Below are 18,177 nucleotides of genomic sequence, written 5' to 3'. Positions count from 1 at the left end.
CGCGTCCGACACCGCGATGGTGCTCGCCGCCGGGATGGGCAAACGGATGCGCCCGCTCACCGCCAGCCAGCCCAAGCCGATGGTGCGGGTGGCAGGCAAGCCGCTGATCGACCATGCGCTGGACCGGCTGGCCGATGCGGGCATAGCCCGCGCAGTGGTGAATGTGCATTACATGCCGGAGAACCTCGAAGCGCACCTGAAGGAGCGCACCGCTCCGCAGGTAGTGATTTCGGACGAGCGCGAGCTGCTGCTCGAAACCGGCGGCGGGCTGGTGAAAGCCGCGCCGCACCTGCCCGATCCCTTCTTCTGCCTGAACTCGGACAACATATGGCTCGACGGCCCGCAGAACTGTTTCGCCGATCTCTCCGCCCTCTGGGATGCCGAACGGATGGACGCATTGCTGCTGCTCGTTCCGCACAAGTCGGCATTCAACTTCCGCGGGCTGGGCGATTTCGGCATGGATGCGGCAGGCCGCGTGACTCGGCGCCCGGAGGGTCGGCTGGCGCCATTCATTTTCAGCGGCATCCAGCTGGCGAGCAAGCGGCTGCTGCGCGATGCGCCCGACGGGCCGTTCTCCACCAACGTGCTGTGGAGCCGCGCGATCGAGGAAGGGCGGCTGTTCGGGGTGCCCTTCACCGGCAAGTGGTTCGAGGTCGGCACGCCCGAGGCGATCAGGCCGACTGAAGAAGCGCTGCGGGATGTCTGAGGCGGGCAGGCCGCAAGTCTACTCCATCGCCGCGCATCGCGGCTTTGCCGATGCGCTGGTGGCGGGGCTGGTGCCGCGTTATGCCGAACCCAATTTCGGACTGGCGCGGCTGACGCTGCTGCTGCCTTCCGCCCGCGCTGCGCGCACCCTGTCCGAAGCTTTCGTACGCCATGCCGGGGCTACCGGCACCCCCGGCCTGCTGATGCCGCGCATGGTGATGGTGGGCGATCTCGATCTCGACGAGGCGCTGGGGCCGCTGTTCGATTCGCTGGGCGCGGGCGCGGCGATCCCGCCCGCTGCCGATCCGGTGCGACGCTGGCTGAAGCTGGCGCAATTCGTCGGCGAGGCGGGCGCACGGCTCGGTCGCAAGGAAATGCCCGCCAACGCCCGCCTGCGGCTGGCGCGCGACATTGGCACCACCATTGACCGCTTGCAAGTCGAGGAAATCGACGTCGAGGAGCTGTGGCAGGACCGCGTGCTCGACGCGCTCGAAGCCAATGCCGAACACTGGCGCGAGAACACCAAGCTGTTCTACGCGGTCGCGAAGATGTGGCAGGACGAACTGGCCGGGCGCGGCGAGATCGACGCCGCCCAGCGCCGCAATCGCCTGTTCCACGAAGCGGCGAAGCGGATGCGCGCCAGTCCGCCCGCGACGCCTTATGTCGCTGCCGGGGTCACCAGCGCCGCGCCCGCGCTGGCGCACCTGCTGCGCACAGTATCGGAACTGCCGCAGGGCGCAGTGGTCCTGCCCGATCTCGACCTGTCGATGGACCATGCGGTGTGGGAAGAGCTCGGCGGCGCGGGCGATCCTGCAGCCGAAACCCCGTTCGGCCGCAGCGATGCCGTCACCCATCCGCAGTATCACCTGAAGCTGCTGCTCAACCGCATGGGCGTCGCGCGGGGCGAAGTGCAGCCGTGGCACCGCGCGGGGCTCGCCAAGGGACCGCCGGAACGCAGCCACGCTATTTCGAGCCTGTTCCTCCCGCCCGAGGCGAGCAAGGCCTGGGTCGATCTGCCCGCTGGCAAGCGGCGGATGGCCGGAGTGCGGCTGGTCGAGACCGCCAATCCCGAGGAGGAGGCGCAGGCCATCGCGCTGCTGGTGCGCGAGGCGCTGGAAGTGCCCGAGAAGCGCGTTGCGGTGGTCACGCCCGATCGCGGGCTGGCGGGGCGGGTGGCGCAGCATCTGCGACGCTGGAATGTCATGGCCGACGATTCGGCGGGCAAGCCCTTGCCGCAGACGGCGGCGGGGCGGGTGCTGCTCCTGCTCGCCGAAGTAGCAGCGGAACATGCCGCGCCGGTGCCGCTGGTGGCGCTGCTGCAACATCCGCTGGTCATGGCGGGCGAAGGGCGGGCGGACTGGCTCGACGCGGCGCGGGCGTTCGAACTGGAACTGCGCGGGCCGAGGCTGGAACCCGGACTTGCGCCGCTGCGCCCGGTGGCGGCGGAAGCCAAGGTTGAGGAATGGTTCGCCGGGGTCGAGGAACTGCTCGCTCCGCTGCTGGAGCCCCTCACATCGCGCGGTCTGGGCGACTGGCTCGACCTGCTCGCTGCCGCTGGCGAAGCGCTGTGCGGCGTGGACCTGTGGGCGCGCGAGGACGGGCGGGCGCTGGCGGCCTTCGTCGAGGAATTGCGGTTGCACGCGCGCGATGTGCCGATTGCGCTCGAACCCGCAGACCTGCCCGCTGCGCTGCGCGATGCGATGGACCGGGTGGCGGTACGCCCGCCCTATGGCGGCCATCCGCGCGTGGCGATTTACGGCCTGCTCGAAGCGCGGATGACCCGCGCCGATCTGGTGATCTGCGCCGGACTGAACGAAGGCACCTGGCCGCCGGTGCCCGCCGCCGACCCGCTGCTCGCCCCCGCCGTGTTGCGCGCGCTTGGGGTGCCGGGGGCGGATTTCCGCATCGGCCTTGCCGCGCACGATCTCGCCGGGGCGCTGGGTGCGCCCGAAGTGGTGCTGAGCCGTGCAAGGCGCGAAATGTCCGGCCCCGCCATCGCCTCGCGCTTCCTCTTGCGGGTGCGCGCGCTGCTCGGCGGCGATCTCGTGGAGAAGCACGAGGACAAGGGGCTGCCCGAACTGGCGCGCGCGCTCGACGACGGGCGTGGCCACAACACCGCGCCGCATCCGCAACCGCGCCCGGTGCCGAGCGCCGAACAGCGCCCGAAAGCGATCAGCGTGACTGCGCTCGACCGGTTGCGGAGCGATCCCTACGAATTCTACGCGGGCAAGATCCTCCGCCTGCCCGAACTCGAACTGCTCGATGCCGATCCCGGCCCCGCGTGGCAGGGCACGCTGGCCCATGCAATCCTCGAAGACTGGCACGCGGGGAAGGGCACTCTGGCAGAGCTTGCCGACCATCACTTGCGCGACCTCTCGGCCCACCCGCTGCTGCGTGCGTTGTGGCGACCGCGCCTGCTGGCGGGCTTGCAATGGGTGGAAAGCGCGCTGGCGGATCAGCCGGGGCGGGTGCCGGTGAAGTGGGAGGAATGGGGAGAGATCGTGGTCGATGGCGTGCGGATATTCGGCAAGGCGGACCGGATCGACCGCCTGCCCGACGGCACGCTGGCGGTGGTCGACTACAAGACCGGGCGCGCGCCGAGCAAGGCCGAGGTGGAGGCAGGCTATGCGCTGCAACTAGGCACCATCGGCCTGATCCTGCACTATGGCACCTTCGACGGACTCTCGGGCGCGGCCAGCCGCTTCGAATACTGGCGGCTGGGCAAGAGCAAGGAATCCGACACCGGCTTTGGCGAAGCAGTCTCGCCGCTCAAGTTGACCGAACGGCAGAAGGGCATCGAACCGGAGAATTTCCTCCCCGAAACCGAACGCCACCTGCACGAAGCGCTGGCGAAGTGGATACTGGGCAACGAGCCGTTTGTGGCGGGGATCAATCCCGATGCGCCCGGCTATTCTACCTATGACCAGCTGATGCGCCTGCAGGAATGGCAAAGCCGGGGGGACGCGGCGTGAGCGGCAAGGTCTTCCCCCTGCAGGACAACCAGCGCGATGCGGTGGAGCCTGCCGACAGCGTCTGGCTCTCCGCCAGCGCGGGCACCGGCAAGACGCAGGTACTCTCCGCCCGCGTGCTGCGGCTGCTGCTGACCGAAGGCGTCACGCCTGACCAGATCCTCTGCCTCACCTTCACCAAGGCGGGCGCGGCCGAAATGGCGACGCGGGTGAACGAAGTGCTGGCGAACTGGGTGCGGATGAAGCCCGAGGAGCTGGCTGCCGATCTTCATGCCATTGGCGCGGCGATGGACCAGGCCACCGTGGCCCGCGCCCGCACGCTGTTCGCCAGCGTACTCGATTGCCCCGGCGGGGGCTTGCGGATCGATACTATCCACGCCTTCGCGCAGTGGCTGCTGGCGGCCTTCCCGGAGGAAGCAGGGCTGGTCCCCGGCACCCGCCCGATGGAGGACCGTGACCGCGAACTGCTCGCAGGCGGGGTGCTGCGCGAACTGGTGCTGGAATGGGAAGCGGGCGATCCGGCGGCAGTGGCGGCGCTCGAAATGCTGTCGCTGCGAATGGGGCATGACGGCGCAAGGGGCTGGCTGATGCGCTGTGCGCTGGCGCGCGATGCGTGGTTCGGTGCTGCCGCGTGGCAGCCGCCGATGCAGACCCGCGTCAAGGCGCTGCTCGGTCTGCCTGCGGATGCCGACGCCGCCTCGCTCGGTGCGCTGTGCGAGGATGGCGGTTACGGCGTGGGGCTGATCCGGCAAGTGATGTGGGCCTATCACACATGGGGCACCGCCAGCGCGGAAAAATACGCCACCGTTATCGGCGACTGGCTGCTGGGCGGCGCGCAGGAGCGGTTCACCACCTGCTGCGCGCTGCTGGGCGAACTGTTCAACGACAAGGGCCTGCTCAAGTACCAGTCCAGCCTCGAAAAGAAGGTCGATGGCCTCGCCGCCCTTGCCGAAGAAGCGCGCTGCTGGCTCGAAAGTGTGGCGGAGCAGGCCATGCTGCTCGAACTGGTAGCGCTGGTCACACCTGCGCTCGAAGTCGGGCGCAAGTTCGCGCTGGCGTGGGACGAGGCCAAGGCGCGCGAGGGGCTGGTCGATTTCGACGATCTGATCCGGCAGGCCGCGCTGCTGCTCCAGCGCTCCGACATGGCGGCGTGGATCCGCTACAAGCTCGATCGCCGCTTCGATCACGTGCTGGTGGATGAAGCGCAGGATACCAATGCCGAACAGTGGGCGATCATCGACGCGCTGACCGACGATTTCTTCGCCGGAATGGGGCAGAAGGACGATCGCTTGCGGACGATCTTCGTGGTCGGCGATTACAAGCAGGCGATTTTCGGATTCCAGGGCACCAGCCCGGAGAATTTCAACCGCGCGTTCAAGAAGTACTGGGCGCGGTTGCGCGAGCGGCGCGAGGCGGCGACGCAACTGCGCTCAAATGTGTCGCTGCGCGATTTGCAGGATCTTGGGCTGGGCCGCTCGTACCGCACCGCGCAAAGCGTGCTCACTTTCGTCGATGCCGCGATCAATTCCATCGGCCATCAAGCGCTGGGGCTGGAGCGCGCACCCGATCCGCACGTGGGCGACAATCGCCCCGGTCTTGTCACGCTGTGGAAGCCCGTCCCCGGCAGGCCCGACGATGCTGACGAGGAGGAGGACGGCCCCGAGCTGCGCATATCCGAACCCGAACGGCGGATGGCCGATGCCATTGCCGCGCAGGTGAAGCACTGGCTCGACACCGGGTTTGCACTGCAAAAGGGCACCCGGCGCAATGCCCGCGAAGGCGATATCATGGTGCTGGTGCGCAAGCGTCGCGAACTGGCCGGGCTGATCGTCGCCCGGCTGCACGCGGCGGGGGTGAAAGTGGCGGGCGTGGACCGGCTGCGGCTGGGCGCGCCGCTGGCGGTGAAGGACCTGATGGCCGCGCTGCGCTTCGCCGCGCAGCCGCGCGATGACCTGTCGCTCGCGTGCCTGCTGGTTTCGCCGATATTCGGCTGGTCGCAGGAGGACCTGCTCGAACACGGTTTTCGCCCCAAAGAGCGCGGACTGTGGGATCACCTGCGCCGGAGCAGCCATCCGCACGCCGTGGTCGCCACCGATATGCTGCGCGATCTGCTTGCCCGCACCGATTTCGAACCGCCGCAGGCGCTGCTGCACTGGATGCTGGTCGGCCCGTGGCAGGCGCGCGGCAAGCTGGTGGCGCGACTGGGGCGCGAAGCGAACGATCCGATCGACGAACTGCTCGGCGCGGCGCTGCAATTCGCGGCGGTAAACACCCCCAGTTTGCAGGGCTTCATTCGCTGGTTCGATGCCGGTGACGGCGAGTTGAAGCGCGAGAACGAAGGCAGCGGCGATCTGGTGCGGGTGATGACCGTCCACGGCTCCAAGGGTTTGCAGGCGCCCATCGTCATCCTCGCCGATGCCTGCGGCGATCCCGATGCCTCGCGCACCTCCGGGCTCGATCTTGAGGAGCTGGTGCCGGGGAGCGACAAGGGCCTGAAACTGCCGCTGCCGCCGCTGTCCAAGCCCGAACGCGTCGGTCGGATTGCTGCGGCGGAGGAAAAGGCCAAAGCCGCCGAACGGCAGGAACACTGGCGGCTGCTCTATGTCGCCATGACCCGCGCGGAAGAAGCGCTGTTCATCGGCGGAGCGCTCAACAAGCGCGAGAAGGAACCGAAGCCCGACAGCTGGTATGCGCGGCTGGAGCCGTTGTTCGGCGGCGAATGGCTGGAAGATCCGTTCTGGGGCGCGCGCGCCGAACTGGGCGAGCGGGCCGAGCCTGTTCCCGAACGGCAGCAGGCCCAGTTCATGCTCACGGCCTTGCCAGGCTGGGCCACGCGGCCCGTTGGCGAGGAGCCGCGCCCTCCGCGTCCGCTCGCACCGTCTGCCAGCGCCGACGAGCAAGGCGCGGACCCGCCTTTGCCAGCAGCGCTGGCCGCCGTGGCCGCGCGGCGCGGGGTACTGATCCACGCGCTGCTCGAACGGCTGCCCGATGCGCCGCCCGAAATGCGGGCGAGCGGCGGGCGGGCCTGGCTCGAACGGCATGGGCCGGAACTGGCGGCGGAGGAGCGCGAGGACATGCTCACCCGCGCGCTGGCGGTGCTCGATGAACCGGGCTGGCGCGACCTGTTCGGGCCCGATGCGCTGGCCGAAGTTCCACTGGCGGCGACCGTGGGCGAGCAGGTGATCGCAGGGACAGCGGACCGCCTGCTGGTTAATGCCGAACGCGTTCTGGTCGCCGATTTCAAGACGGCGCGCCGCCCGCCGTCCACGCTGGAGCAAGTCCCACCATCGACGCTGCGGCAGATGAGCGCCTATGCCGCCGCGCTGGCGGTGATCTATCCGGGGCGGGTGATCGAGGCGGTGGTGCTTTACACCCAGACGCCGCAGCTTATCGCCATTCCCGCCGACGTGCTCGCCGCGCACCACCCACAGCCCAAACTGCAACTGGGGACGGGATAAAGGAAAGCTATCGCGCCTCGCGCATTGCCAGTCTACGAACCATGCCCACATAGGGCGCAAGCAATTTCAGGAGATTTTCGTCATGGCCACCAAGACCGTAACCGATGCCAGTTTCCAGGCCGATGTGCTCGATTCCGACAAGCCCGTGCTGGTCGATTTCTGGGCCGACTGGTGCGGCCCGTGCAAGATGATCGCGCCTGCGCTCGAAGAGATTTCGGACGAACTGGCCGACAAGGTGACCATCGCCAAGATGGACATCATGGAAAACCCCGAAGTGCCGGGCAAGATGGGCGTCCAGTCGATCCCGTTCCTCGTGCTGTTCAAGAACGGCCAGCCGGTTGCCCAGCAGATGGGTGCCGCGCCGAAGAACGCGCTGAAGGGCTGGCTGGAAGGGCAGCTTTAGGCTTTTGACTCCCCCTCCCGCTTGCGGGAGGGGTCAGGGGTGGGGGCGAGCGCAGCGAGCCACGCCGTAACAGGCCCACCCCCGGCCCCTCCCGCAAGCGGGAGGGGAGTTAAAGCGCGCCCAGCCGCCCCGCCAGCTCATCCCAAAGCGCAGGCGAAGCCGCGCCGAGCAGCCCGCCATGGGCATCGCCATCCACACGGTACGGCGAGCCATCGGGCCGCGCGGCCTTGCCGCCGGCTTCGTTCAGCCACAGCACGCCCGCTGCATGGTCCCACGCCAGCGTGCGTTCGAAGATCGACACGTCGTTCACGCCCAGCGCCAGCCGGGGATATTGCTCGGCAGCGCAATAGGGAATGTCGGCGAGTCGATAGTGCGGGGCGATCCGCGCCTTCACCGCCTCCCGCTTGGCCGGGTCCATGAACAGCAGCGAGATCGCGGCGACGGGCAGTTCCTCGCCGGTCGGCTGCGCGATCACCCTTTCGTCACCGATAAACGCACCCTTGCCGCGATGCGCCACGCACAGGCGCTGCGTCAAGCAATCGTAAATCCACCCGGTATGCGCCTCTCCGCCTGAAGCCATTGCCACCAGAATGCCGAACGGCGGCTTGCCAGCTGCGAAATTGCGCGTCCCGTCGAGCGGGTCCACAATCCAGCAATCGCCCTTCAGACCATCGAGCGTGGCAGGATCGGCATGGGCGCTCTCTTCGCCAACAAACGCGAGGCCCGGCACGATCCGCTCGAGCCCGTCGTGCAGCATGGCTTCGGCTTCGCGGTCGGCGACGGTGACGGGATCGTTGCCGCCTTTGTCCTCCACCTCGCCCTCGCGCAGCCGCTGGTAGCGGGGCAGGATCGCCCTTTCGCTCACCTCGCGCAGCAGGTTCTCGACCGCGCGATGGAAGGCCATGATGTCGCTCACGAACGATAGTCCGCGTTGATGCTGATGTAGCCGTGCGTCAGGTCGCAGGTCCACACCGTGGCGCGTCCCTCGCCAAGGCCGAGATCGACCGCAATGTCGATTTCCAGCCCCGCCAGATGCGCGGCGACCGGAGCCTCGTCGTAGCCCTCCACCGGCAGGCCATCGCGCGCGGTCCAGACGCCGCCGAAAGCGATCGAGAGCTTGTCGCGGTCTGCGGGTTCGCCCGCCTTGCCCACCGCCATCACCACCCGGCCCCAGTTCGCATCACCCCCGGCAATCGCGGTCTTGACCAGCGGCGAGTTGGCAATGGCGAGGCCGACGCGGCGCGCGCTCTCGTCGCTCTCCGCACCCGAAACGCTCACCGCGATGAACTTGCTCGCCCCTTCGCCGTCACGCACCACCAGATGCGCCAACTGGCGGCAGACATCTTGAAGCGCCGCCATGAAGGCATCCGCTCCCGGATCGTCAAAGCTTCCCAGCGGCGCATTGCCCGCCTTGCCGGTGGCGAAGGCCAGCACGGTGTCGCTGGTCGAGGTGTCGCTGTCTACGGTGATGCAATTGAACGTCGCATCGCTGGCGGCTGAAAGGCACTGTTGCAGGAAAGCCGGTTCCACCAAGGCATCGGTGAACACGTAGCCGAGCATGGTCGCCATGTCGGGCGCGATCATGCCGCTGCCCTTGACGATCCCGTTCAGCGTCACGCGTATGCCGCCCACCACCGCCGCAGCCGTCACCCCCTTGGCAAAGGTATCGGTGGTGCCAATCGTGTTTGCGGCTTCCTCCCAGCTGCACGGCTCCGCTTCCAGCACCGCGGCCACCCCGGCCTGAGCCTTGTCCTTTGGCAAGGGCACGCCGATCACCCCGGTGGAGGAAACCAGCACGTCCGACGGCGCGCAATCGAGGTGATGCGCCACTTGCGCCATGATTTGCTCCACCGCTTCGCGCCCGCGATAGCCGGTAAAGGCGTTGGAATTGCCCGCGTTGACGATCAAAGCCCGCGCCCGCCCGAGCAGCACCTGCTCACGGCCCATTTCCACTTCGGTCGAACAGCAGACATTGCGCGTGAACACGCCGGCCAGTGCGGTGCCCTCGGCCAGTTCGGCATAGGTCAGGTCCGCGCGTTCGAGGTTATTGGCCCAACGCTTGTACCCGGCCCGCGCGACGCGCAGCGTTACGCCCGCAATCGGCGGCATGGCGGGGAAGGGCAGGGCGAGGGGCGAGGTGGCGATGTCCATGCGCTGCCTCATAGTGGCCCGTAAAGCGGGCGACAACGCGGCAATTTCATTGGACATTCATGCCTTGCGGATAGACTTCGCGGTAACAATCGCTATCTGTTGACCTCAATGCTTCGCCAATTGCTCACTCTGCTTGCCGTCATTTCGGGCTTCACGCTCGCGGCGGAACCTGTCGCTGCGGCGCAGGGTGCGGTGATGAGTGTGGCGGCGGCGGACCAGCAGGCGGAGTGCCCGCCGGTGGTCAGCGCGCCGATGCAGCTGGCGCAGGCACGCCAGGCGAGCCTTGCCCAGCGGGCGATTCCCTGCCCCCGGCGGCCCATCATCGTCGTCGTCCCCCCGGTCCAGATCCAGGCAGACCGCGCGCACGAATAGCGCCGCAAACCCCTTATATCGCCCGATTTTCTCCAGCCGCGCCCCAGTCCGCGCGGCCATTCTTCCCATATATCCGACAGGAATCCCGCCATGTGGCAAGGTATCGCCAAATCGCTTTTCGGCTCGTCCAACGATCGTTACGTCAAATCGCTCGACAAGATCGTCGCCCGGATCAACGCGCTCGAAGAGCAGCTAGCCGACTTCTCCGATGATGAACTTAAGGCGCAGACCGCCAAGTTCCGCATCAAGCTGGCCGAAGGGCAGACGCTCGACGATATCATGCCCGAAGCCTTTGCCACGGTGCGCGAGGCTTCCAAGCGCGTACTCGGGATGCGGCACTTCGATGTGCAAATGGTCGGCGGGATCGTGCTCCATCGCGGCGAGATCGCCGAAATGAAGACGGGCGAGGGCAAGACACTGGTCGCCACACTCGCCACCTACTTGAACGCCATCGAAGGCAAGGGTGTCCACGTCGTCACCGTCAACGATTACCTCGCCCGGCGCGATGCCGAGTGGATGGGCCGCCTGCACGGATTTCTTGGCCTCACCGTGGGCGTGATCGTGCCCAACCTGCCCGAATCCGCCCGTCGCGCCGCCTATGCTGCCGACATCACCTATTCGACCAACAACGAACTGGGCTTCGATTACCTGCGCGACAACATGAAGCAGGACCGCGCCCAGATGGTCCAGCGGCCCTTCAATTTCGCGATTGTCGACGAGGTGGACTCGATCCTGATCGACGAGGCGCGCACCCCGCTGATCATTTCCGGCCCCACCGAAGACAAGAGCGATCTCTACGTCGCGCTGGACGATCTGGTGAAGCAGCTGGTGCAGGACCAGCAGGCGCTCGAACGCGAGAACGGCGGCCCGATGGCCGAGGGTGAGGGCTATTTCACCAAGGATGAGAAGAGCCGTAACGTCTCGCTGACCGAGCAGGGCACCGAGGAAATGGAACAACGCCTGATCGCGGCGGGCCTGCTGCAATCGGACAACCTCTACGATGTCGAGAACACCCAGGTCGTCCACCACATGGACCAGGCACTGCGCGCGGTGGTGATGTTCAAGAAGGACACCGACTACATCGTCAAGGACGACAAGGTCGTCATCATCGACGAATTCACCGGCCGCATGATGGATGGCCGCCGCTGGTCGAACGGCCTGCACCAGGCGGTGGAAGCCAAGGAAGGCGTGAAAATCGAGCCCGAGAACCAGACGATGGCCTCGATCACTTTCCAGAACTACTTCCGCATGTATCCCAAGCTTAGCGGCATGACCGGCACCGCCGCCACCGAGGCGAGCGAGTTCTGGGATATCTACAAGTTGAACGTCGTCGAAATCCCCACCAACGTGCCGGTGAGCCGCGTGGACGAGGAGGACGAGTTCTACAAGAACACGCTCGACAAATTCCAGGCCATCGCCAAGGCCATCGCCGAAAAGAGCGAAAGTGGACAGCCCACGCTGGTGGGTACGGTCTCGATCGAGAAAAGCGAACTGCTGAGCAAGTTCCTCGATCAGGAAGGCGTCAAGCACGCGGTGCTCAACGCCCGGATGCACGAGCAGGAAGCGCATATCGTGGCGCAGGCGGGGCGCATCGGTGCGGTGACGATCGCCACCAACATGGCCGGTCGTGGCACCGACATCCAGCTTGGCGGCAATGTCGAATTCCGCATCGAGGATGAATTGAGCGAGATGGAGGACGGACCCGAGAAGGACGCCGCCATCGAGAAGATCAAGGCCGAAGTGGCGGAAGAAAAGGCGCGCGTGCTGGCAGCGGGCGGGCTGTTCGTGCTCGGTACCGAACGCCACGAAAGCCGCCGCATCGACAACCAGCTGCGCGGTCGTTCGGGCCGTCAGGGCGATCCGGGCCTGTCACGCTTCTACCTTTGCCTGGAAGACGATCTGCTGCGCATTTTCGGGCCGGACACGCTGTTCGCCAAGATGATGAACGCCAATCTGGAAGATGGCGAGGCGATCGGTTCCAAGTGGCTGAGCAAGGCCATCGAGACCGCGCAGAAGAAGGTGGAAGCGCGCAATTACGAAATGCGCAAGCAGGTCGTCCAGTACGATGACGTGATGAACGACCAGCGCAAGGTGATCTACGAGCAGCGCGCCGAAATCATGGATTCCGCGAGCGTGGACGATGTGGTGGACGACATGCGCCGCGATGCGATCAACGGCATCGTGTTTGCCGCCTGCCCGCCGGGTTCCTACCCCGAACAGTGGGATATCGAGGCGCTGCGGGAAAAGGCCACAAGCGTGCTCGGTCTCGACGTGCCGTTCGATGAATGGATGCAGGAAGAGCAGGTCGAGCCCGAACTGATCGAGGAGCGGTTGCAGGATCTTTCCGAGCAGCGGATGGCAGCACGCACCGCCGATATTCCGGAAGACAGCTGGCGGCGGGTCGAGAAGAGCATTCTGCTCGAACGGCTGGATTACCACTGGAAGGAACACCTCGCCACGCTCGATGCGCTAAGGCAGGTGGTGTTCCTGCGCGCCTATGCCCAGAAGCAGCCGCTCAATGAATACAAGCGCGAAGCCTTCGGCCTTTTCGAAACGATGCTGGAAAGCGTGCGCGAGGATGTTACCAAGGTGCTGCTGACGGCGGAATTCCGCGCAGCCGCCCCGCCGCCGCCTCGCGCGCTTCCTGACCTCCCCGATTTCCTTACCGGACACATCGATCCCTTTACCGGCGAGGACAATTCGAACGATGGCGACGGATCGGCAGCCCGCGCGCCGCTGTTCGGTACGCTGGCCGCCTCACCCGTGGCCTCCACCGGCTCAGGCGGGTCGCAGACTGCCGATCCTTATGCAGGGATGAACGTAAGCCGAAACGCGCCGTGCCCCTGCGGATCGGGCAGCAAGTACAAGCACTGCCACGGCGCACAGGCGTAGCGGCTGGTAGGCGATACATCGGCGCGCGCTGCCCAGGGCGGCGCGCGCTACCGGAATGTGTGAAAGAAAATGGCTCCGAGTAGGATTCGAACCATTTTCATCTATCCTTATGACTTAAAACGATAAAAATGGTGAAATGATAACACGCAAACTTATCTTTCCCCCATTCATTCCCCCACTGGAACTGGATAGGCGGCGCTAGTTGGTTCAAATGCCACCCAGCGGCCTTGGGCATGGGTTACAATGAATCTGCATTTATAGGGTATCTTAGATCTATAATTTGTTCTGGTTGATTATAAGCCGGAGGTGTTCCTTCCTCTTCTTTACCTCGTCATGAACTAATCTAATTTGCGCATCTCTAATGATCCATTTAAGTTTCATATTTTCATCAGGCCAGACGCTCTTTTCAGAATCTTTGATCACGTAATTTTGAATGTTATTTCGTTTAGCCTCGTCAATGAATCGAAATTTGTCTCCAAATTTCATGCCAGTATTCTGTATGAAGTAGTCTATCTCATAGCGCCTTCGATCTGTCGTGAATTCCTCTTCTATGGCCCAAGCTTGCTTGTGATTCTCTGGCTGAGAAAGCAATCTTGGTAATTTGGCTTTCTCCAGCATATCGAGCTCAATTTTAGCCTCCTTTGCAACCATTAGTCCTCTTATAAAAGTCAAAGGTGTCTCGATATTTTGTCGACATTGCTCGAATTTTTCATGGCTAACAAAATATTTTTTACCAGATGATTGCACAACTTCGACGGCCAACACACGAATTTGCTCCTCAGACATGCTTGGTGGCGCGATTTGGTCGTGGCCATAAGGCGTTTCATTAGCGGGCAGGGGTTTGAAGTAACGTGACATGACCCCCAGCTTTCCTCCAGCTGGGATTAGAGCCGAGCCGCTTTGTTGCGCATGAGCGCGGTTGAAGCAATGGGCTGCGTAGCGGAGCCCGTAGGGCGTAGCGGAGCAGGCCATTGCTTATCCAGTTCAGCGGCGAACGCCGCCGGGGTTGCGTATCCAAGGGATGAGTGCGGTCTCTCCCGGTTGTAGTCATCCACCCAGGCGGCGATCTCGACACGGGCATGGACCATGCTCATGAACAGCGTCTCGTTCAGCAGCTCGTCGCGCATGCGGCCATTGAAGCTCTCGACATAGCCGTTCTGCATTGGCCGTCCCGGCGCGATGTAATGCCACTCGACGCCGATCTCGCCGCACCATGCGAGCACGGCGTTGCTGGTAAGCTCGGTGCCATTGTCGCTGACGATCATCCCCGGCTTGCCTCGCTTTGCGATCAGCTCGGTCAACTCGCGCACGACACGGCGGCCGGAGATCGACGTGTCCGGCACCGCTGCCAGGCACTCCCGGGTCACGTCATCGACTACGTTGAGCACGCGGAACCTTCGGCCCGAGGCCATCTGGTCATGCACGAAGTCGAGGCTCCAGCGCTGGTTCGGCAGTGCCAGCACCGGAGCCGGTGCCCTCGTGCCGACAGCACGCCTGCGGCTGCGTCGCCGCCTGACTGCCAGCCCTTCCTCCTGGTAGATGCGTTGGGTCTTCTTGCGGTTGATCATCACGCCCTCCCGGCGCAGCAGGATGTGCAGACGGCGATAGCCGAACCGGCGACGCTGGTTGGCCAGCTCGCGCAGCTTCTCACGCAGACCGGCATCATCGTCCCGGGTGGAACGGTAGCGCACGCTCTTGCGATCAGCATCGATGACACGGCACGCCCGCCGTTCGCTCATCCCGTGGCAGGCACGGAGATGAGCTACAGCTTCCCGCATGGCGGCGGGCGTCAGAACTTTTTTGCCAGGAGATCCTTCAACGCCACGTTGTCCAGCATCGTGTCGGCCAGCAGCCGCTTGAGCTTCGCGTTCTCGCTCTCAAGCTCCCTCAGCCGCCGGGCCTCGGAAACCTCCAGTCCGCCATACTTCGACTTCCAGTTGTAGATCGTCGCTTCCGATATACCGAGCCGCCGGGCCAGATCAGCGGTCTTCGCGCCCGCCTCCGCCTCCTTCAGCACCCCGATAATCTGCTCTTCTGTAAACCTCGTTCTCTTCATCTCGTCCGTCCTTCTGTCAGGGCCGGACTCTAATCGAGACTGGAGGAAAATCAGGGGGTCATGTCAGCAGCTATCGCCCTGATTGAGACAAAAGCGGCCTTTCAGCAAACGACCCAATGCTGACATCGCGACTAGAGCGCGTCCGTTGTCCTGCGGATACACAAGCTGCCAAGCTTCCCATTCGCATCGAACAGCCACGAGGTCTCTACTGAGGTGGTGAGCAGTCCATACTCTGCGACGATGATCTTTCGGCTAACGCCGCCTTGATGTTCGCACCCTTCGGATAAGTGGTGTGGTTCGCCTTTGAGAAAGGATCGATCATCGCGATTTGATATTAGCCAGTCGCGATTTTCGGCCTCTGCTTCTAAATCGCCAACAGTAGAACCGAGAGGAACAATCTCCAGCAGCCTGCCTTTCGTGGCTTCGTCGCCGCCCCAAACCAAAGGCGGGCCGCAACTAGACAGCGAGAGTGCGAGGACAGCGACAGCCAAGTTGCGCGACATTCGACCAGTCTACCAGCACAAGAATGCCTAGCGCAATCGAACGACCGCTTTCCACCCTCATTCCAGACATTGCGGCACCGCTCAGCATTACCCGAAACCGAACATGGTTGCTATCGCCCGGATTCAGACAAAAGCAGCCTGCCAACAAACGACCCTTAGCGGAAAATCCCCTTAGCCAGTAGAGGATCGCGTTGATACCACAGCGCTAGATAAGGAGAAACGATTCAGACCTCATCATTAATTTCACTCGCCTGCCTGATCAACAAACGACCGATCTAGCCGTCTAAAGCCATAAACTTTTTCGATGAAAAGAGTCCGCCTAGAATTGTTAAGTTCATGAACAGTTTCAAGATATCCCTCAGAATGAACTTCTATCGGAAAATTGTCTTGCACTTGGCTTATCATTATCAATTCCCTCAATCTTCTATTCACTTCGATATCATTATCTAGCAGTGATAAATTCAAATCTAGCGTAACGTTGCTACAATCGGGAACCTGAATGAAGGCCCCATGAAAGCTAGATATCAAGAATAGATTATTTAATTCGTATCTCAGCATATTTTGAGATGCGATTTGTTCGCAAAAGCGCATCCTATCTTGCACCTCGTCGGTTATACACGAAGAAGTAATCAACATATAGAACGGAAAAATAACTAAAGTTGTCAATTTCTGCATAGATCACCAGATGAGTGTTTGGAATTTCGCTACAATTCTGTGAATGGAGCGGTATTGGAGCTTCCTATACGCCAGCAAATGCTACTCGAAGGCGCAGCATCTCACAAATCAAACATTTGTGTTGGAACTGTCCGCAACCCACCCTCTTTCCGGCCATGAGCGGGACTTGTGAGCGGCACCAGAACCTGCCTGGCAGCTTCGATGGGCTTTTCGCCAGGAGCGGAAATTCTCCAACCGACCCGAGTCCAGACATTCGACTGATGTAGCTTCAGATATTTGACTGATGTAACGCTAGACTACAGCCTCGCACCCTGTTCACTTTGCACCACGATTTTGGCGCAGGGGAAGTTGTAAAGGTCCACTGATTCTCGAAGATTTTGTCCATCCGCCGAGTTGGCGTGAAACCGGGCGCTGGGGGGCCGAAGCTTTTGGCTTCGACCCCCGCTCCCGGTCCACGGGAGGAACCCTTAGTCAGACGCTTTGGTTTACCAAGCGGCCTGGAACCCCGCTCGCGCGCCGATCTCGCCTTCTTCAAAGCCCACTCCGACCCCGCCGGTAACATAGGCGTTTTCGCTCACGCGAGCGGCGACGCTGGCCGAACCGGCGACCCGGTTGTTGAAGTAACCGAAACCGCCCGCCACGCCGAAGCTGTCGCTAGGCATGAGGACCGGCGATTCCATCGCCAGCGCCAGTGCCACACCCTCATTTGCCTCACGCAGCCCTTGGGCATTAGCATTGGCAAGATCGAACAAGGTCGCGGTCTGCCCCTGCAATGCCCCGATCGCTGCCGAATTGGCGGCGATATTGGCAGTATTGGCAGAAATCAGTCCGGAATTGACATTGATCGACGAGGTGTTGGCCGCCACCTGTTCGGTGGTAGCGAAGCTCGCCGATCGACCCAGCGTGCCGCTGCCGTCAGCGGTCAGCACGAAGACCGGGCCGACCTGAGAGGCGGTGCTGGTATCCAGCCCCGCGATCACCACCTGCCCGTCATTGGCAGCCACCGCGCCATTGCCGATAGCGACCGAGTTGACCCCGGAGGCAACCGACTGGTTGCCCAGCGCGATGGCTCCCGCACCTGAGGCATTGGCAGCTTCACCTACCGCGACTGAACGCACGCCGCCAGCATCTGCGAGATGGCCCAGCGCTGTCGCGCGTTCACCATCAGCAACCGAGCGCCAACCGTATGCCGTAGCGCCCGGACCCATGGCAACGCTCTCACCACCAACGGCAGTAGTCGAATTGCCCATTGCAAAAGAAGTGTCGCCGATCGCGAGTGCATCCACTCCGTTGGCGACAGATTCGTTCCCTATCGCGGTAGCGAAATCGGTCTGCGCGTCGGCGTTCTCGCCCACCGCAATCGAGCGAACGCCTTGCGCCGTGGCAAGATGGCCGAGTGCGGTGGCACGTTCGGAGTTGGCTTCGGCACGCCAGCCAAACGCTGTTGCTCCCGGACCGGTGGCGATACTTTCGCCACCAACCGCAGTGGTTGAATTCCCCATCGCCATTGCGGTGTCACCCAGCGCCAGCGCGTCAATGCCGTTGGCAATCGATTCATTGCCGATTGCGGTGGAGAAGTCGGACTGGGCATCGGCGTTCTCGCCCACTGCCAACGAGCGGACGCCCTGTGCAGTGGCGAGGTGGCCCAGCGCCGTCGCACGTTCAGCGGTCGCTTCCGCACGCCAGCCGATTGCGGTGGTGCCAGGTCCGGTGGCATCGGCCTCGCCACCGACCGCTGTGGTCGAGGGGCCGGTGGCATTGGCATCTTCACCGCAGGCCAACGCATCTTCGCCCAGCGCCGTGGCGTTGGCAGTGGTATCGACCAGCAGCAGATCGTTGTTGAGCACGCATTCGTAGCCGCCATCAAACGGGATTTCCTGCGCCGCTGCGGGAGTGGTAGCGAGGCCAATGGCGGCAGTGCCGCTCAGTAAAGTGATGGCCAAACGGTTTGCAATTCTATGGGACATGTTTGTTTCCTCTCGCATGTGTGGAC

The 18,177-nt window shown here is 63.6% G+C and carries 12 protein-coding genes; 6 read left to right on the top strand and 6 right to left on the bottom strand.

From position 1 onward, the window contains the following. Positions 1-16: 16 nt before the first annotated feature. The 4 genes from JY451_03125 to trxA all read left to right on the top strand — a co-directional run bounded on the left by JY451_03125 (position 17) and on the right by trxA (position 7,535). Positions 17-706, top strand: a complete 690-nt coding sequence (locus JY451_03125; GenBank protein ID QZH76525.1) for a nucleotidyltransferase family protein — start codon at positions 17-19, stop codon at positions 704-706. Then, positions 699-3,677 carry a PD-(D/E)XK nuclease family protein gene (locus JY451_03120; GenBank protein QZH75616.1) on the top strand — a complete coding sequence of 993 codons (2,979 nt, stop codon included), beginning with the start codon at positions 699-701 and terminating at the stop codon, positions 3,675-3,677. Before JY451_03125 ends, JY451_03120 begins: the two co-directional genes overlap by 8 nt. Next, positions 3,674-7,132 carry a double-strand break repair helicase AddA gene (gene addA, locus JY451_03115; GenBank protein ID QZH75615.1) on the top strand — a complete coding sequence of 1,153 codons (3,459 nt, stop codon included), beginning with the start codon at positions 3,674-3,676 and terminating at the stop codon, positions 7,130-7,132. Before JY451_03120 ends, addA begins: the two co-directional genes overlap by 4 nt. Before the next feature lie 82 nt (positions 7,133-7,214). Continuing rightward, positions 7,215-7,535, top strand: coding sequence for a thioredoxin (gene trxA / locus JY451_03110; protein QZH75614.1), 321 nt, complete (start codon positions 7,215-7,217; stop codon positions 7,533-7,535). A 109-nt stretch (positions 7,536-7,644) separates the two neighbouring features. Here the strand turns inward: trxA and JY451_03105 are convergent, their stop codons facing one another. After that, positions 7,645-8,439 (bottom strand): inositol monophosphatase, encoded by a 795-nt coding sequence (locus tag JY451_03105; protein ID QZH76524.1) that lies wholly within the window; start codon positions 8,437-8,439, stop codon positions 7,645-7,647. An 8-nt stretch (positions 8,440-8,447) separates the two neighbouring features. Beyond that, positions 8,448-9,686, bottom strand: a complete 1,239-nt coding sequence (gene argJ / locus JY451_03100) for a bifunctional glutamate N-acetyltransferase/amino-acid acetyltransferase ArgJ (GenBank protein QZH76523.1) — start codon at positions 9,684-9,686, stop codon at positions 8,448-8,450. 99 nt (positions 9,687-9,785) lie between these two features. Between argJ and JY451_03095 the strand changes: the two genes are divergently transcribed. Both JY451_03095 and secA read left to right on the top strand, forming a co-directional pair. Beyond that, positions 9,786-10,058: a hypothetical protein gene (locus JY451_03095; GenBank protein QZH75613.1), complete on the top strand. Its 273-nt coding sequence runs from the start codon at positions 9,786-9,788 to the stop codon at positions 10,056-10,058. A 90-nt stretch (positions 10,059-10,148) separates the two neighbouring features. Next, positions 10,149-12,950 carry a preprotein translocase subunit SecA gene (gene secA / locus JY451_03090; protein ID QZH75612.1) on the top strand — a complete coding sequence of 934 codons (2,802 nt, stop codon included), beginning with the start codon at positions 10,149-10,151 and terminating at the stop codon, positions 12,948-12,950. A gap of 273 nt (positions 12,951-13,223) precedes the next feature. On the opposite strand, the gene JY451_03085 is transcribed toward secA, so the two are convergent. The 4 genes from JY451_03085 to JY451_03070 all read right to left on the bottom strand — a co-directional run bounded on the left by JY451_03085 (position 13,224) and on the right by JY451_03070 (position 18,151). Next, positions 13,224-13,808, bottom strand: coding sequence for a hypothetical protein (locus tag JY451_03085; protein QZH75611.1), 585 nt, complete (start codon positions 13,806-13,808; stop codon positions 13,224-13,226). 26 nt (positions 13,809-13,834) lie between these two features. Then, a protein-coding gene (locus JY451_03080) for an IS3 family transposase (GenBank protein ID QZH75610.1) occupies positions 13,835-15,006 on the bottom strand; the annotation gives its coding sequence in 2 pieces (ribosomal slippage) (positions 13,835-14,754 and positions 14,754-15,006; 1,173 coding nt in all). Positions 15,007-15,137: 131 nt separating this feature from the next. After that, a complete protein-coding gene (locus JY451_03075; GenBank protein ID QZH75609.1) occupies positions 15,138-15,509 on the bottom strand; it encodes a hypothetical protein in 372 nt (123 codons plus the stop codon). 1,160 nt (positions 15,510-16,669) lie between these two features. Next, complete coding sequence (locus tag JY451_03070; GenBank protein ID QZH75608.1) at positions 16,670-18,151, bottom strand: hypothetical protein; 1,482 nt, start codon at positions 18,149-18,151, stop codon at positions 16,670-16,672. Between the last annotated feature and the right edge of the window lie 26 nt (positions 18,152-18,177).

This window comes from Erythrobacter sp., from assembly GCA_019739335.1.
In the GTDB taxonomy this organism is placed as follows: Bacteria; Pseudomonadota; Alphaproteobacteria; order Sphingomonadales; family Sphingomonadaceae; genus Alteraurantiacibacter.
Note: the sequence above shows the minus strand (reverse complement) of the source record. Positions and strands in the feature narration are given on the sequence as shown.

Coding starts and splice junctions, on each gene's coding strand:
- JY451_03125 (QZH76525.1), top strand. CDS start 17: ATGGTGCTCGCCGCCGGGATGGGCAAACGGATGCGCCCGCTCACCGCC.
- JY451_03120 (QZH75616.1), top strand. CDS start 699: ATGTCTGAGGCGGGCAGGCCGCAAGTCTACTCCATCGCCGCGCATCGC.
- trxA (QZH75614.1), top strand. CDS start 7,215: ATGGCCACCAAGACCGTAACCGATGCCAGTTTCCAGGCCGATGTGCTC.
- JY451_03105 (QZH76524.1), bottom strand. CDS start 8,439: ATGGCCTTCCATCGCGCGGTCGAGAACCTGCTGCGCGAGGTGAGCGAA.
- argJ (QZH76523.1), bottom strand. CDS start 9,686: ATGGACATCGCCACCTCGCCCCTCGCCCTGCCCTTCCCCGCCATGCCG.
- secA (QZH75612.1), top strand. CDS start 10,149: ATGTGGCAAGGTATCGCCAAATCGCTTTTCGGCTCGTCCAACGATCGT.
- JY451_03085 (QZH75611.1), bottom strand. CDS start 13,808: ATGTCACGTTACTTCAAACCCCTGCCCGCTAATGAAACGCCTTATGGC.
- JY451_03075 (QZH75609.1), bottom strand. CDS start 15,509: ATGTCGCGCAACTTGGCTGTCGCTGTCCTCGCACTCTCGCTGTCTAGT.
- JY451_03070 (QZH75608.1), bottom strand. CDS start 18,151: ATGTCCCATAGAATTGCAAACCGTTTGGCCATCACTTTACTGAGCGGC.